14 protein-coding genes are annotated in these 16744 nt (G+C 48.1%); 1 reads left to right on the top strand and 13 read right to left on the bottom strand.

All coding sequences use genetic code 11. From position 1 onward, the window contains the following. Nucleotide 1 precedes the first annotated feature (1 nt). From mraY to cybC, 13 genes are all read right to left on the bottom strand, one after another. Nucleotides 2-1084 (bottom strand): phospho-N-acetylmuramoyl-pentapeptide-transferase, encoded by a 1083-nt coding sequence (gene mraY / locus LPW36_RS08020; protein WP_230608968.1) that lies wholly within the window; start codon nt 1082-1084, stop codon nt 2-4. After that, nucleotides 1078-2454 (bottom strand): UDP-N-acetylmuramoyl-tripeptide--D-alanyl-D-alanine ligase, encoded by a 1377-nt coding sequence (gene murF, locus LPW36_RS08015; RefSeq protein WP_230608966.1) that lies wholly within the window; start codon nt 2452-2454, stop codon nt 1078-1080. Before murF ends, mraY begins: the two co-directional genes overlap by 7 nt. Further along, nucleotides 2451-3950 carry a UDP-N-acetylmuramoyl-L-alanyl-D-glutamate--2,6-diaminopimelate ligase gene (murE, locus tag LPW36_RS08010; protein ID WP_230608964.1) on the bottom strand — a complete coding sequence of 500 codons (1500 nt, stop codon included), beginning with the start codon at nt 3948-3950 and terminating at the stop codon, nt 2451-2453. The genes murF and murE overlap by 4 nt, the downstream gene beginning before the upstream one ends. Then, on the bottom strand, nt 3937-5706 hold the full coding sequence (gene ftsI, locus LPW36_RS08005; RefSeq protein ID WP_230608962.1) for a peptidoglycan glycosyltransferase FtsI: 1770 nt from the start codon (nt 5704-5706) through the stop codon (nt 3937-3939). The genes murE and ftsI overlap by 14 nt, the downstream gene beginning before the upstream one ends. An 84-nt stretch (nt 5707-5790) precedes the next feature. After that, on the bottom strand, nt 5791-6111 hold the full coding sequence (gene ftsL / locus LPW36_RS08000; protein WP_230608960.1) for a cell division protein FtsL: 321 nt from the start codon (nt 6109-6111) through the stop codon (nt 5791-5793). Next, nucleotides 6108-7049, bottom strand: a complete 942-nt coding sequence (gene rsmH / locus LPW36_RS07995; RefSeq protein ID WP_230608958.1) for a 16S rRNA (cytosine(1402)-N(4))-methyltransferase RsmH — start codon at nt 7047-7049, stop codon at nt 6108-6110. The genes ftsL and rsmH overlap by 4 nt, the downstream gene beginning before the upstream one ends. 3 nt (nt 7050-7052) lie before the next feature. Further along, a complete protein-coding gene (mraZ, locus tag LPW36_RS07990) occupies nt 7053-7511 on the bottom strand; it encodes a division/cell wall cluster transcriptional repressor MraZ (RefSeq protein ID WP_230608957.1) in 459 nt (152 codons plus the stop codon). Nucleotides 7512-8038: 527 nt separating this feature from the next. Beyond that, nucleotides 8039-9043 (bottom strand): catabolite repressor/activator, encoded by a 1005-nt coding sequence (gene cra, locus LPW36_RS07985; protein WP_230608956.1) that lies wholly within the window; start codon nt 9041-9043, stop codon nt 8039-8041. Nucleotides 9044-9235: 192 nt separating this feature from the next. Then, the gene (ilvN, locus tag LPW36_RS07980; RefSeq protein ID WP_130593715.1) at nt 9236-9730 is read right to left on the bottom strand and encodes an acetolactate synthase small subunit; all 495 of its coding nucleotides are present in this window, start codon (nt 9728-9730) and stop codon (nt 9236-9238) included. After that, on the bottom strand, nt 9730-11448 hold the full coding sequence (ilvI, locus tag LPW36_RS07975) for an acetolactate synthase 3 large subunit (RefSeq protein WP_230608955.1): 1719 nt from the start codon (nt 11446-11448) through the stop codon (nt 9730-9732). Before ilvI ends, ilvN begins: the two co-directional genes overlap by 1 nt. Before the next feature lie 386 nt (nt 11449-11834). Continuing rightward, a complete protein-coding gene (locus LPW36_RS07970; RefSeq protein WP_230608954.1) occupies nt 11835-13634 on the bottom strand; it encodes an AMP-dependent synthetase/ligase in 1800 nt (599 codons plus the stop codon). 193 nt (nt 13635-13827) lie between these two features. Next, nucleotides 13828-14334, bottom strand: a complete 507-nt coding sequence (locus LPW36_RS07965; RefSeq protein WP_230608953.1) for a cytochrome b/b6 domain-containing protein — start codon at nt 14332-14334, stop codon at nt 13828-13830. After that, complete coding sequence (gene cybC, locus LPW36_RS07960; protein ID WP_230608952.1) at nt 14335-14721, bottom strand: cytochrome b562; 387 nt, start codon at nt 14719-14721, stop codon at nt 14335-14337. Between the two features lie 425 nt (nt 14722-15146). Here cybC and leuA point away from each other — a divergent pair, with 425 nt between their 5' ends. Beyond that, the gene (gene leuA / locus LPW36_RS07955; RefSeq protein WP_230608951.1) at nt 15147-16700 is read left to right on the top strand and encodes a 2-isopropylmalate synthase; all 1554 of its coding nucleotides are present in this window, start codon (nt 15147-15149) and stop codon (nt 16698-16700) included. Nucleotides 16701-16744: the final 44 nt, after the last annotated feature.

The raw sequence follows: 16744 nt of genomic DNA, 5'->3' as shown, positions 1-16744 counted from the left end.
ATTACCTCACCTTCAAGGTTGCCAGGCCAATCAGCACCAGCATTAATGAGATAATCCAGAAGCGCACGATCACCCGTGGCTCCGGCCAGCCTTTCAATTCATAGTGGTGGTGAATCGGTGCCATACGGAAAATACGTTGGCCACGAAGTTTGAATGACCCCACCTGTAAAATTACCGACAGCGTTTCAACTACAAACACCCCGCCCATAATCACCAGTAAAAACTCCTGACGCAGCAGCACGGCAATCACACCTAAAGTACCACCCAATGCCAGTGAACCTACGTCACCCATAAAGACCTGGGCTGGATAGGTGTTAAACCAAAGGAATCCCAGCCCTGCACCAACAATCGCGGTACAGAAAATCACTAACTCACCGGCATGGCGGATATAAGGAATGTGTAAATAGCTGGCAAAATTCACGTTACCCGTCGCCCAGGCAACCAGACCAAAACCGGCGGCAACAAATACGGTAGGCATGATAGCCAGACCATCCAGACCATCGGTCAGGTTGACGGCGTTGCTGGTACCCACGATAACAAAGTAGGCCAGCAGAATATAAAGTGCGCCTAACTGAGGCATTACGTCTTTAAAAAACGGCACAACCAGCTGAGTCGCTGGTGTGTCTTTACCGATGGCATACATGCTAAACGCGATAATCAGCGCAATGACCGACTGCCAGAAATACTTCCAGCGGGCAATTAATCCTTTAGTGTCTTTACGCACGACTTTACGGTAATCATCCACAAAGCCAACGGCGCCATAGCCCAACAGAACAAACAGTGAACACCAGATATAAGGGTTGCTCAGATTAGCCCACAGCAGCACCGAAATGGTGATTGAAGCCAGAATCATGATGCCGCCCATGGTTGGCGTACCACGTTTACTGAAGTGAGACTCAGGACCGTCGTTACGAACCACCTGACCAATCTGTAAACGCTGCAAGAAAGCAATCAGACGCGGCCCCATCCACAAAGAGATAAACAGCGCGGTCAGCAGGCTGACAATGGCGCGAAACGTCAAATAAGAAAAGACGTTAAAGACTGAAAAAATTGAGACCAGATGTTCCGCCAGCCATACTAACATTGTGCTATCTCCTGTACCCTGCGTACTACCTGCTCCATTGCGGCACTACGTGAACCTTTAACTAAAATTGTTATGACCGCATGCTCAGATAGCAACTCACCCAAACGTTGGGCTACTGCCTCTTTATCCTTAAAGTGCTCGCCATTGCCACTTGCGTTACTAATCATTTCACTTAAATGACCAACGCTTAATACTTTATCCACACCCGCTGTGTGAGCCGCTTCACCAACCTGACGATGGCACTGTTCGGCCTCATCACCTAATTCACCCATATCGCCAACGACCATCACCCGATAACCGGGCATAGAAGCAAGTACCTGAGCGGCGACCGTCATTGACCCTACGTTAGCGTTGTAGGTATCGTCCAGCAGCAGTTTTTCTGCACTCAGTTGTACCGGGAATAAACGTCCCGGTACCGCTTTCAACTGCGACAACCCTGATGCGACCTGCTCTAACGATGCACCCACCGACACGGCTAATGCCGTCGCTGCCAGCGCATTGGCGATATTGTGTTTACCCGGCAGTGGAAGTAAAACTTCAGTTTCTCCTACCGGCGAATGTAAAACAAAGCGAGTGCCCTGTGGTTTTACCACGACATCCGTTGCATAAAATTCGACCTGCTCAGTGTGGCTGGCAGAAAAACGCCACACTATTTTATCATCCAGCAGGCTTTGCCAACCGGACAAATCATTACTATCGCTATTGATGATAGCGACACCCCGGGAAGACAAACCCTGGAAGATTTCGCCTTTGGCTTTAGCAACACCCGCCAGTGAACCAAAACCTTCCAGATGCGCAGCAGCCAGATTATTGACCAGTGCACTTTCCGGATGGGTTAACGCCGTGGTATAGGCAATCTCACCGGCATGGTTAGCACCTAATTCCACAACGGCAAACTGATGACGCTTCGTCAGGCGCAATAGCGTTAACGGGACGCCAATATCGTTATTTAAGTTGCCTGCGGTATACAGCACTTCACCACACTGCTGCAAAATGGTCGCCGTCATCTCTTTTACGCTGGTTTTACCGGACGATCCGGTTAATGCAACGACCCGTGCAGGTACTTGCTGTCTTACCCAGCCACCCAGCTTACCCAATGCAATACGGGTATCCGCAACAATGACCTGAGCCACATCCAACGGTAAGTGCTGACTAACCAATAAAACACTGGCTCCCTGATTAATTGCCTCTGCGGCAAAATCATGAGCATCAAAACGTTCGCCCTTCAGGGCAATAAACAAACAGCCAGCAACAATTTTGCGAGTGTCAGTAACCACATCAACAATTTGCTGCCCGGTAATATCTGCCGTTGAGGCGATAAGTTTACCGTTGACCACTTCGGCCAGTTGTTTCAGGGTAATCGGAATCATACTAATACCCCTGAGGCCATACCCAGTAAGTTCGCTACTGTGGTACGGTCAGAATAATCCAGTCGACGATTACCAATCAGTTGATAATCTTCATGGCCTTTACCGGCAATCACCACCACATCATCAGGACCAGCCTGCATAACCACACTGGTAACGGCTTCTGCCCGACCGTGAATCACATTGGCGCGTCTGGCATCGGTAAATCCAGTCAGGATATCAGCGACAATCGCCTGAGGGTCTTCACTACGAGGGTTATCATCAGTAACAATAACGCGATCGGCAAACTGTTCAGCAACACCGCCCATTAGCGGACGCTTACCGCGGTCACGATCGCCACCGCAGCCAAACACGCACCACAACTCGCCCTTACAATGCAACCTTGCTGCTTCCAGCGCTTTTTCCAGAGCATCTGGCGTATGGGCATAATCGACCACCACGGTAGGACGACCCGGAGCGGTAAATACTTCCATACGACCACACACAGGTTGTAAATTCGGCGCAGATTCTACCAGATGATTGAGTGAATAGCCTAGTGACAACAGCGTTGTCAGAGCAACAAGCAGGTTGCTCACGTTAAATGCCCCTAACAGACGACTTTCTACCACACCGCCGCCCCAGCTGGAGTCAAATTTTACTGTCGCGCCATTGTCATGATAAGAGACCTCATAAGCTTTTAACCAACGCCCCTGCCAACCCTGAGGAAGGTTATCTTCCATAGTAACAGCAATGGCATTTGGCATAGCGGCTATACGACTGGCACCGACGGCGTCATCCACATTGATAATGGCTTCGCCAACCTGATGACGTTCAAACAGTCGCCATTTAGCAGCTTCGTACTCTTCCATACTGCCATGGTAATCAAGATGGTCGCGGCTAAGATTGGTAAAAGCCGCAGCGGCAAAATGCAGAGCAGCAACCCGCTCCTGCACTAATCCATGGGAAGAGACTTCCATCGCGGTAAAGGTCGCGCCGCTTTTCACCAGTTCATTCAGTTCACGCTGAACGTCAACTGCCGAGCCGGTAGTATTCTCTGTTGGTACCACATGGCCTAATAAACCATTGCCCACAGTGCCCATCACCGCGCCTCTTTCTCCCAGAAGCTGGCTCCACTGTGCTAACAATTGAGTGGTGGTAGTTTTACCGTTGGTTCCGGTTACGCCAACTAAACGCATTTTCTCTGACGGCTGCTGGTAAAAACGACCGGCAATAGCCGACAAATGTAAATTCAGATGTTCAATGTAAATAACGGGAACGCCGTGAGACATCACAACCGTGCCGTTAGGCGCTTCCCCTTCGGCTTCGGCAATCACTGCCGCGACACCCTGAGCAATCGCCTGAGAAATATAACGACGACCATCCACTTTATGGCCCACAATGGCAATAAAGAGATCGCCCGCGGCCACTACGCGGCTATCCAGCGTCATCTCTTTTAATTTGCGCTCAGGAACCTGAATATTCCACGGAGCGAGCAGATCGCTTAAATTAAGATCGGCCACCGGAAGCTCCTTTCTGATTAATGACTAATTCGTTTTTATCCGCTACGGGCAATGCATCTGGCTCGATATTCATTGTCCGTAAAACCCCGCCCATAATTGCACCAAATACCGGCGCAGAAACGGCGCCACCATAATACTGTCCGGCACCCGGATCGTTGATCACTACGACCAGCGCATAGCGCGGCTTACTGGCTGGTGCCAGGCCCGCCGTATAGGCAATATATTTATTGATATAGCCACCATTAGGACCCACTTTCTTCGCGGTACCGGTTTTGATGGCAATACGATAACCTTTCACTGCGGCTTTAGTACCACCGCCTCCGGGTAAGGCTACGGATTCCATCATATGAACCACAGTACGCACGGTGCTTTCAGGAAAGATGCGCTTTCCCTGTACCGGCGGGTCAATTTTGGTGATGGAAAGCGGACGATAAACGCCGAAGCTCCCCATAGTTGCATAGGCCCGCGCTAACTGTAACGGCGTTACCATTAGCCCATAGCCAAATGAGAAGGTGGCCCTCTCTATGTCAGACCACCGTTTTTTTTGTAAAAACAAGCCACTGCTTTCCCCAACCAATCCCAAATTGGTAGGTTGTCCCAGCCCAAAGCGTGAGTATGTATCAACTAACGCATCGGCTGGCATATCCAACGCCAGATGAGAAACACCGACGTTACTGGATTTTTGTAAAATACCGGTGATGGTCAGTTCAGGATAAAGGGCTACATCCTTTATCTCATGACCATTGACCCGATATGGTCTGGTATTCAATACAGAATTTTCTTTGATGATGCCGCGATCTAACGCGGTCATAACCACCATAGGTTTAACCGTCGATCCCGGTTCAAAAATGTCAGTGATTGCCCGATTACGGAAGAAATCTTCCGGTGAGCCAACCCGGTTATTCGGGTTATAGGAAGGGCTGTTAACCATTGCCAGAATTTCGCCGGTATTCACATCCACCAGCACGGCTGTGCCTGATTCCGCTTTATTAACGGCAACTGCATTGCTCAACTCGCGATAAACCAGTGCCTGAAGGCGTTCATCAATACTTAAGGTCAGATTATGAGCCGCCTGACTGTCTACCGAAGAGATATCTTCAATCACCCGACCGTAACGATCTTTACGTACCGTGCGCTCACCGGACTTACCCACCAGCTTATCTTCAAAGCTTTTTTCAATGCCTTCCAGACCGTTATCATCAATGTTAGTAAAACCAACAACATGAGCAGTAACCGGCCCGGCAGGATAGAAGCGGCGAGATTCGCGTTTTAAGTAGATCCCCGGCAGTTTAAGCTTGCGCACATACTCTGCGGTTTCTGAATTGATTTGGCGGGCCAGATAGACAAAACGTCCCTTAGGGTTTGCATTAATTTTTTCTGTCAGTTTATCCAACGGCAAGCCAACAACATCTGCCAGCGCCTTCCAGTGCATATCCGGTAAAATACCACCGCGCTCATTCAGCTCTTTTGGATCGGCCCAAATTGCATTAACCGGCACGCTAACCGCGAGTGGACGACCAAAGCGATCGGAGATCATGCCGCGAACGGTAGGAACTTCCTGCACCCGTAAGGAGCGCATGTCCCCTTCTTTAACCAGTTTATCCGGCTCAATAACCTGTAACCATGCAGCACGAGCAATCAAACCAAACATGGCTAATACAATAAACAAGCAGAGCAAACCAAAACGCCAGCTTACAAAGCCGGCCCCATTTTCAGGACGTTTTACTTTAATCTTATTGGTTCGTGCTGCTTTCATCTCATTTCATTAGCCATGGTAAGTTCATCAATCTATTAATTTGTAACGCGCTCCGCACGCCAACTGTGTTATCAGTTCTTTTGACTATTTCTGGATAACGATTTGTTCCTGATCCGGTGCTACATGCAGCATTTGCAACTTCTCATTAGCCAGACGCTCAATGCGGCTATGGTCAGCCAGCGCATTCTCTTCCAGAATCAGGTTACGCCACTCAATTTCCAGTGCTTCACGCTCTAATATCAGCTGTTCGCGCTCTGCGGTTAACAGGCGAGTACGGTGGCTGGATAACACTACCGCTATCGCCGATACCAGAACTATCACAGTCAGCAACAGCGGTAACTTTGCGTTGCGCAGCAAATCATCGCCGATGATGCTGGCTAAACTGTGGCGCTCATTCGATATCATTCCGCTGTCCTTTGGGCAAAACGCAACACCGAGCTACGGGCCCGTGCGTTCTCTGCCACTTCTTGCTCAGACGGCATCATTTTTCCCAGCGCTTTTAATTTTCTTGCGCCATGTTGTCTTAACTGCTCTTCTGTTAACGGAATCCCCGCCGGAACCTGCGGCCCCTTGCTATGCTGGCGGATAAAACGTTTAACAATACGGTCTTCCAGTGAATGAAAGCTGATAACAGAAAGGCGGCCACCTTCTTTCAGTACGTCCAGAGCGCCATCCAGCGCACGCTCAATCTCTTCCAGTTCACTATTGATATAAATTCGGATCGCCTGAAAACTGCGGGTTGCCGGATGTTTATGTTTGTCACGAACAGGAGTTGCTGTCGCAATAACCTCTGCCAGCTCATGGGTACGGGTCATTGGTTCGGTACGATTACGTTCAACGATGCCCCGGGCAATACGCCTGGCAAAGCGCTCTTCGCCAAAAGTTTTTAGCACCCAGGCAATGTCTTCTTCTTCCGCTTTTAATAGCCACTGTGCCGCTGACAAACCACGAGTCGGATCCATCCGCATATCCAGTGGCCCGTCGCGCATAAATGAGAAACCGCGTTCGGCATCATCCAGCTGAGGGGAAGAGACGCCCAAATCCAGCAAAATGCCGTCAACCTTGCCTTCTAAACCAAGATCGCGAACATAGCTGGCCAGCTCAGAAAAAGGACCATGAATAATAGAGAAACGAGGGTCTGAAATAGCAGATGCGGCTTCAATTGCCTGAGGGTCACGGTCTATCGCAATAAGACGCCCCTGAGACCCCAGTTGGGAGAGGATCAGGCGCGAGTGTCCACCACGGCCAAAAGTACCGTCAATATAGATACCATCCTGTCGAATGCTTAAGGCATTAACTGCTTCATCCAAAAGCACCGTGGTGTGCTGATAATTATTCAACATAGCTTATAATGAAAAATCCTGTAACCGCTCTGAGAGAGGTGACTTAGCAGACTGCTCAGCCTCGATGTCGTCCTTAACTTGTTGATACCAGGCCTCTTCACTCCACAGTTCAAATTTATTGAACTGCCCGACCAGCATCACTTCTTTTACTAAAAGCGCATGTTGCCGCAACGTATTTGCTATCAATACACGACCAGCGCTATCCAGTTGACATTCGCTGGCATGACCTAACAACAGACGCTGCACTCTGCGTTCGGCTGGATTCATGCTGGATAGTCGGGATAGCTTCTGTTCAATTTTTTCCCATTCAGGAAGGGGGTAAAGCAACAGGCATGGCTGATGGAGGTCAATGGTACATACCAATTGTCCTTCACATTCATCCAGCAGTGAATCCCGATAGCGAGTGGGGATAGCTAATCGCCCCTTACTATCAAGATTTATTGTTGTTGCTCCACGAAACATGGGCGGGTCACTCCTTCGCGACAAGTTTTACCACTTTACCCCACAAATTCCCACTTGAATAGAGTTTACGGAGGGTATTAAAAGCTTGTCAAGACGAAGTGCCGCGACTTTACACTAAATAGCGTGGTTATTTAGCTTCCTGAAAATAGAATTAATGCGTGTCAAATTTAAAGAAATCAGACTAACAATATGAATAGTAATAATTATTTATTCAACTCAAAATCAGGAAAGCGGGCGGTTAACAGCGTTGGCAATCAATCAATAAAAAAATCCGTTAATATAAAAAAATATTTCTATAACCACTACCGCATAAATCTGACACGATCTGATGTGAATGGAAGGGAATAGATGTGGTTGGCCATTTTACTCATCAATCTGGCTAATACTTTAGTGTGCAATAGTAACATAACGTAACGCTTTGGAGTAAGTGCAATACGGCTTACGGAGCATAAAACAAAGGGCCTGTAACTGGCCCCTTGCGATTTTCTCAGGTTATCAAAGTGATACTTTTGAGATGATTTTACAGGTTATGCACGACTCAGGCTGCCGCGGCGGAATAAACTACGTCGAATGCGTGTCAGTCCAGGTTTTGGCTTTTGAGTTTCATCAATACTTGCCAATGCTAATTCCAACACCCGCTCTGCAACTTCTCTGTGGCGTTGAGCAACAGACAATACCGGACACTCAAGAAAATCCAGCAGCTCATTATCACCAAAGGTAGCAATTGCCAGATCGGCAGGCAGACGTCCCTGTTTCTGTAAAATCACATCCATCACACCCTGCAGCAATGAGAATGACGTAGTATAAATTGCCTGAGGAATCGGGTTAGATTCCAGCCAGTTTTTAAATACTTCTGCCGCTGATTCACGCTCATAGCTATTGGCATAAATATAGCTGACCTGACGCTTATCCCCTTTCCACGCCTGACGGAACCCTTGCTCACGCAACTGACTGACGGATAATTCAGGTAACGCCCCCAGATAGGCCACACTATCTGCTTTAAAGTTACGCAGCTCCGATGCCAGCATTTCTGCGTCTTCGTAGTCGGCCCCGACAACACTGATAAAGTGTTCACGATCCAGCGCCCGGTCAAGTGCGATAATCGGTAATGTACTGTTTACCCAGCGCTGATAGAACGGATGTTCCGGTGGCAATGCGGTAGAGATAATCAGGGCATCCACCTTACGTTGCAGCAAATGCTCAACGCAGCGCATTTCGTTATCCGGCTGGTCTTCGGAACAGGCAATAAGCAACTGATAGCCACGCTGGCGCGCCTGACGTTCAAGGTAGTTAGCAATTCGCGTATAGCTGGTGTTTTCTAAATCGGGAATAACCAGCCCGATAGAACGGGTACGACCAGCACGTAAACCAGCAGCAACCGCATTAGGTTGATAATTATGTTCCCGGACTACCGCCATGACTTTCTCAACTGTTTTATCGCTCACACGATATTGCTTGGCTTTGCCATTAATTACATAGCTGGCCGTCGTGCGTGAAACACCAGCGAGACGCGCAATTTCATCCAGTTTCACATTAACCCCTTAAGTATCAATTCGCCCCGTCATTGGTGGCATAATAACCATAATAATATAAATGGCTTTAAGTAATGTAGATCTAACCCAAGATATGACGATTCAGCAACTGCTTAATCCATTCAGTCAGTGTAATACAAAATAAAAAGCTCTACATCATCGGTAGAGCTCCTGTTTTTGTCTGAATAATAGCTAGCGCATAATTCGCTCGCCGCGCCCTACGCCAACAATTCCTGAACGGGCAACTTCAACAATTTCGCCCGCTTCACGTATCGCTGCCAGAAATGCATCCAGTTTGCTGCTAGTGCCCACCAGTTGAACGGTATACAAGGAAGAGGTAACGTCAACGATCTGACCGCGGAATATATCTGCACAGCGTTTTACCTCTTCCCTACCGTCACCAGAAGTACGCAATTTCACCAACATGATCTCACGTTCAACGCAGTCACCATCGGTTAGTTCAGATACCCGCAAAACATCAACCAGCTTGTGAAGCTGTTTTTCTATCTGCTCCAGCACTTTCGCATCGCCTTTAGTATGAATAGTCATACGCGAAAGGGTTGGATCGTCCGTTGGCGCTACGGTCAGGCTTTCAATGTTGTATCCCCGTTGGGAAAACAGGCCAATCACCCGCGACAAGGCGCCGGATTCATTTTCCAGTAGTACTGATAGTATACGGCGCATAATCAGCTCCTCTCCGTTCTGCTTAGCCACATTTCGTCCATTGCACCGCCGCGAATTTGCATCGGATAGACGTGTTCTCTTTCATCAATGGCCACATCAACAAACACCAGACGATTCTTAATTGCCAGCGCTTCCGCCAGTTTAGTTTCCAGCTCTTCCGGTTTACTGATGGAGATCCCCACATGACCATAGGCTTCCGCCAGTTTGACAAAGTCAGGCAGCGAATCCATATAGGAGTGGGAGTGACGACCGGCATAAATCAGGTCCTGCCACTGTTTTACCATACCAAGGAACTTGTTATTCAGGTTGAGTACCACGACGGGCAAATCATATTGCAACGCGGTAGATAGCTCCTGAATATTCATTTGAATACTGCCATCCCCGGTTACGCAAACTACCGTTTCTCTTGGTAACGCCAGTTTAACCCCCAGTGCAGCGGGTAGACCAAAGCCCATAGTGCCGAGGCCACCGGAGTTAATCCAGCGACGCGGTTTATCAAACGGATAATACAACGCGGCAAACATCTGATGTTGACCTACGTCAGAAGCAACATAAGCATTGCCCTGAGTTAAACGGTACAGGGCTTCAATGACCGCCTGTGGTTTAATACGGTCACCGCTGTGATCGTAAGCCAGCGACTTTTTACAACGCCACTCATCAATGCACTGCCACCAGCTATCCAGATTCTCAAAGCTTTGGGCCGGATCCCGCTGTTTCAGTATATCCAACATCTGTGCCAATACCTGTCTGGCATCCCCAACAATAGGCACATCGGCATTTACCGTTTTAGAAATGGAAGTAGGGTCGATATCAATATGTAATACCGTCGCCTCCGGGCAGTACTTCGCCAGATTGTTGGTGGTACGGTCATCAAACCGTACACCAACTGCGAAGATCAGATCGGAGTGATGCATGGTCATATTGGCTTCATAGGTGCCATGCATACCCAGCATACCAACAAAATGCTTATCCGTTGAAGGAAAGGCACCCAGCCCCATCAATGAGCTGGCTACCGGTAGATTCAGCGTTTCTACCAGCGTCTTTAACTCAGCATCACAGCCGGAAGTGATGGCACCGCCGCCAACATATACCACCGGATTTTTTGCCTCCAACAGCATTTGTAAAGCGCGCTTAATTTGCCCCCGATGCCCCTGCACCGTAGGGTTATAAGAACGCATAGAGATTTGATCCGGGTAGGAATACGGAATCTTAATTGCCGGATTGAGAATATCCTTGGGTAAATCAACCACGACCGGACCAGGACGACCCGTGCTGGCAACGTAGAACGCTTTTTTCAGCACCATAGGAATGTCTTCAACATGCTTAACTAAAAAGCTATGTTTTACCACCGGGCGGGAAATCCCCACCATATCGCATTCCTGAAAGGCATCATTGCCTATCAATGTGGTTGCCACCTGACCGGACAGCACTACCAGCGGAATTGAATCCATATAGGCGGTAGCGATACCGGTTATCGCATTGGTTGCCCCCGGCCCTGAAGTCACCAACACCACTCCGACTTCGCCGGTTGCCCGCGCAAAGCCATCAGCCATATATACGGCAGCCTGCTCATGGCGAACTAACACATGGTCAATGCCACCTATTGTGTGCAGTGCATCATAGATATCCAGCACGGCTCCACCCGGATAACCAAATAAATGCTTCACCCCCTGATCGATCAACGATCGGACAACGATCTCAGCTCCGGATAACGTTTCCATGGGTTTCCTCCAGGTTATTGTTGTTGTGCACTCTGGCGATAGTAAGCCATAAGGCGGAATACAGGGTTTTACCCATGATATCAATCTTGTCTGGTCTGCTTATATTTTACAGCCCCGGCTCACCACTCAGCCAAAAGGCATCACATAAAAGATAGTCAAGGGTTGGCTTATTACCATAACGCTGTCTGTTCATACTGGCAAAAGCATTCTTTCAGTACCAAAAAAGAAAGTTTTTCAAGCCATTAAGCCAATAACCAGCAGAATAATCGGTCATTCTCCACCGGGGTGTTCCGATTAAAAACCCACACATCAGGTTAAAGCCAGAAAAAAACAAAGGCGCACTTCATATGTGCGCCTTTGTAAATATACAAACTCCACTCCACTGCTTATTCCCTATACATCAACTCAATCTCATTCTGATAACGATTAAGTATCACCTTACGCCGCAGTTTAAGCGTCGGAGTCAGTTCACCTAACTCCATACTGAAAGCATCAGGCAGCAGCGTAAAGCGTTTAACCTGCTCAAAACGCGCCAGCTCCTTTTGTAGCTCATTCAGACGCTGTTCAAACAGTTCCACAATATGACTATGGCGCAATAGCTCTATCCTGTCTTTATAAATCAGATTCATAGAACGGGCATACTCTTCCAGACTGACAAAGCAAGGGACAATCAGTGCAGAAACAAATTTACGGGCATCGGCCACTACTGCGATTTGATCGATAAAACGGTCCTGCCCTAATGCGCCTTCAATCACCTGTGGTGCAATATATTTACCACATGATGTCTTCATTAAGTCTTTAATACGTTCGGTAATAAACAGATTGCCGGACTCATCCAACCAGCCTGCATCGCCGGTTTTTAACCAACCATCCGCAGTAAAAGCCGCAGCGCTCTCTTCCGGACGATTGTAATAACCGCGCATCACAATTGGACCGCGCACCTGAATTTCGTTCTCGTCGCCGATACGCACATCAACACCCGGTAGCGGACGACCAATAGACCCAAAACGGAAACCGGTCTCTTCCCAGCAGGATACGGTGGCACAGGTTTCAGTCATACCGTAACCATAAGTAATATGCAGCCCCACCGCGTGGAAGAACAGGATGATATTGTCATCCAGTTTGGCGCCCGCCGCGGGTAAAAAGCGAATATTTCCACCCAATATGCCGCGTAGCTTTTTCAGCACCAGCTTATCCGCCAGACGATGAACCACAGCCATCAGTGGATTCAGTTTTTTGCCCTGATGGGCTGCCCAGAATTTACGTTTACCGCACCACAACGCACTATGGAATAAGGCGCGACGATGCCATGACGCCAGAGCGACTTTGTCATGAATCGCTGAGAAAACTTTTTCATAAAACCGCGGCACCGCACACATCACCGTAGGTTTTACATCCGACATAGCTTCCCGTACTGCCGCGGTATCTCGTAAATAGACGTTTTGCGCACCGGCATGCATCACATACAGACTCCAGGCACGTTCAAAAACATGGGATAACGGCAGAAAACTAAGGGACACATCATCAGCACTAACGGTCAGACGCTCGTCGTGCAGACAAAATTGCGTGGCCAGATTGCGGTAATCCAACATCACCCCTTTAGGTTCGCCGGTGGTGCCGGAGGTGTAGATCAGAGTAAACAGATCGTCGATATCACGAGAATGAATACGCTCCTGAAACTCAGCCATATGGCTATCATCAGCCCGTTGACAGAAATCATCTAGGTGAATGGCGAGATCACAACCACGCAGATCGATACTTTTATCAAACGCAATGATTCTTTCCAACTGAGGACAAAGCTCACAGAGAGTTAATGCCGCATCCATTTGCGCCTGAGCGCCAACAAACAGCGTTCTGACCTGTGCATCATTAATCACAAAAGCAGACTGTACCGACGTATTGGTAGAATAAATAGGGACCGCAATAGCGCGTAAATGAAGAATCGATAAATCAGTAATCGCCCAGTTAATACTGTTATTAGCAAAGATAGCAATACGATCCTGAACCTGTACACCCGTGCTTAACAAAGCCCTGGCGGTTTGGGAGATGCGTTCACCAATTTGCTGCCAGCTTAGTGACGTTTCCTGATGTTGATCCCACTCTCTGAATGCAATTCTGGTCGGGTTTTGTTGGATGCGATCTTGCACGCGACCAACCGGGTGAAATTGCCTGAGTGTTTGGTTCATAAATGGCTCTCATTTTCAGCTTACAGCTGTTCGCTATTTTTATGTTGAGAAGTCTACATTTTCTCGTCTGCTGGTCAATGGAAATTAACTAAATATGCGTGAGTGATTGCAAACTTTAAGCTGAAAACTCTTTAAAAACAGTAGGCTATGGAAGGAATATTTAGAAGATAAACAGGTAGGTAATAAAGGTGTGTTAGCGCCTGCCCGGCAACATAGCCGCAATCAAATTACGCTTAAGCCAGAGCGAAAGAGCAACTACCGCTAAAATGTGTAAACCGACTAATACCGTTACTGAGTTTACCAACCAGTAGTGCCATTCATCCACCGGCCAGCGATCGATTAAGGCAGTATCCTGAGCCCATCCGGTTAAAGCCACCAGCGGTAATAAGAACCAAAATAACCAAATACTCATAGCGCCAATAGGATTGTGCCCCAGAGAACGGTGAGCCGAGCGCTGGCGCACCTCCTCCAGATGCTGACGTATCGCTGAACAAGTTGGGATAATAGCGGAAAGACGAGCCGGCCCCTTTGCACCGGTCATTCCCCATATCAGACGAACAATTACCAACGCCGCAACGGTTAACCCTACAATCTGATGCAGCGTTTTACCTGGCTCGGTAATATGCAGTCGATTAATCAGAAACCCCAGTGCAACACACCAGTGAGTGATTCTGACCACCCCATCCCAACGCTGAATCATTTACTTATACTTCTTATGATACTGGTCACGGGTTTGTTTAAACTGTTCCGCTGCCTGTTTGGCCTGATCAAATTTACCGGAATCCGCTAATGCCGTAGCACCATCGATTTCCCCGATCAGAGTATCCAGACCATGACGAAAATCTTTCATACTGGCGCTATCTTTTTCCTGTCCTGCCAGTTTATCCGGCGTGCCCTGTTGTGCTTTTTGCGCCGCCTGCTTCATCGCGGCTAAACCTTGTTTAAACTCATCGGGTGAATTGGTGTTTAATACCGTACGATAATTTTTGGCAATCAGCTTCATCTGCTCGTCAACGCCATTCGCCTGAGCGAGTGCGCTGGTTGCCAGTACCGTCAGCCCTATTGCCGCCACTAACCATTTCCTCATACATCCTCCTAATAACACTAAGAAAGTTCGGTAAATAATACAACTTTAGTAAGCGTAGTTGCTGTAAAACGAAAGGGGTAATAATAGATAAAAAATCTGCTTATTGATGGTTTACGTTTTTTGTTTACCACCAGTAAACCATTTTTTTTAGTCAAAAAACAAAACAACCGTTGACAACAACCCGGCAATCTAGTATCAATTTAATTACTACTGAATTTTTATAAAAGAGTACTGAATCGCATGTTTGCTTCTGTTCGTTTTCTCAGCCTCCTTCTCCTCGCATCTTGTTGCGCGGCTGGCTTGTGGAAGACGAACTGATTAGATTCAGAAAAACACAAGAAACCCGCGCTACCTGCGCGGGTTTTTTTTTGCCTCGCAGGAAGTTTTAACCCGATTAAACGATTTCAAAACAGAAGGTACAGAATATGAGCCAGCAAGTAATTATCTTTGATACCACCCTGCGAGACGGCGAACAGGCTTTACAGGCAAGCCTGAGTGTAAAAGAAAAAATGCAGATTGCTATGGCGTTAGAGCGCATGGGCGTAGATGTAATGGAAGTTGGCTTCCCGGTCTCTTCTCCGGGTGATTTTGAATCGGTGCAAAGCATCGCCCGGCAGATCAAAAATAGTCGAGTGTGTGCATTGGCGCGCTGCGTCGATAAAGATATCGACGTTGCAGCAGAAGCATTGCGCGTAGCCGAAGCCTTTCGTATTCACGTTTTTTTAGCCACCTCCACCCTGCATATCGAATCCAAACTGAAGCGTTCTTTTGAAGATGTGATGGAAATGGCAGTACGTTCCGTCAAAAGAGCCCGCAACTATACTGACGATGTTGAATTCTCTTGTGAAGACGCTGGCCGTACTCCAATTGATAATCTGTGCCGTGTGGTAGAAGCCGCAATCAATGCCGGTGCTACCACCATTAATATTCCGGATACCGTGGGTTATACCGTACCGCGTCAGTTTGGCAATATCATTGAAACCCTGTATCAGCGTGTACCTAATATTGATAAAGCGATCCTGTCCGTTCACTGCCACGACGATTTGGGTATGTCGGTAGCTAACTCCATTACTGCAGTTCAGGCTGGTGCCCGTCAGGTAGAGGGTACCATTAACGGTATTGGTGAACGTGCCGGTAACTGTGCGCTGGAAGAAGTGATTATGGCGATTAAAGTTCGTCAGGACATTATGGGTGTACACACCAATATCAACCATCAGGAAATCTACCGCACCAGTCAGTTGGTTAGCCAATTGTGCAATATGCCAGTTCCGGCTAATAAAGCTGTGGTGGGTTCTAATGCCTATGCCCACTCCTCCGGTATTCATCAGGATGGCGTACTGAAAAACCGCGAAACCTATGAAATCATGACCCCGGAATCCATTGGCTTCAGTCAGGTACAATTAAACCTGACCTCCCGCTCTGGTCGTGCCGCAGTGAAACACCGTATGGAAGCCATGGGCTACAGCGAAAATGATTACTCTCTGGACGATCTGTATGCCGCCTTCCTGAAGCTGGCGGATAAAAAAGGTCAGGTATTTGATTACGATTTGGAAGCGCTGGTATTTATCCATAAACAACAGGAAGAACAGGATCACTTCGCGCTGGATTACTTCAGCGTGCAGTCTGGTACTAACCTGATGGCAACCGCCTCTGTGCGTCTGGCCTGCGGTAGTGCAATCAAGTCCGAAGCGGCAACGGGTAACGGCCCGGTAGATGCGGTCTATCAGGCGATTAACCGTATTGCTGACTATCCTATTTCAATCGTGAAGTATCAATTAACTGCGAAAGGTCAGGGAAAAGATGCTTTGGGTCAGGTAGATATTGTTGCTGAGTATGAAGGCCGCCGTTTCCACGGCGTTGGGCTGGCAACAGATATTGTTGAATCTTCGGCACAGGCGCTGGTTCACGTACTGAACCACATCTGGCGCGCCCAGCAGGTGGAAGCGCAAAAACAGCGACTGACACAAACTGCCGGGTAATAATTACGTTTTATTTTTTTAAGCAAACATTAGCTATAACAACA

The organism is Limnobaculum eriocheiris (assembly GCF_021010575.1).
Classification (GTDB): domain Bacteria; phylum Pseudomonadota; class Gammaproteobacteria; order Enterobacterales; family Enterobacteriaceae; genus Limnobaculum; species Limnobaculum eriocheiris.
The sequence above is the reverse complement of the archived record's forward strand: the minus strand, read 5'-3'. Positions and strand labels throughout refer to the sequence as shown.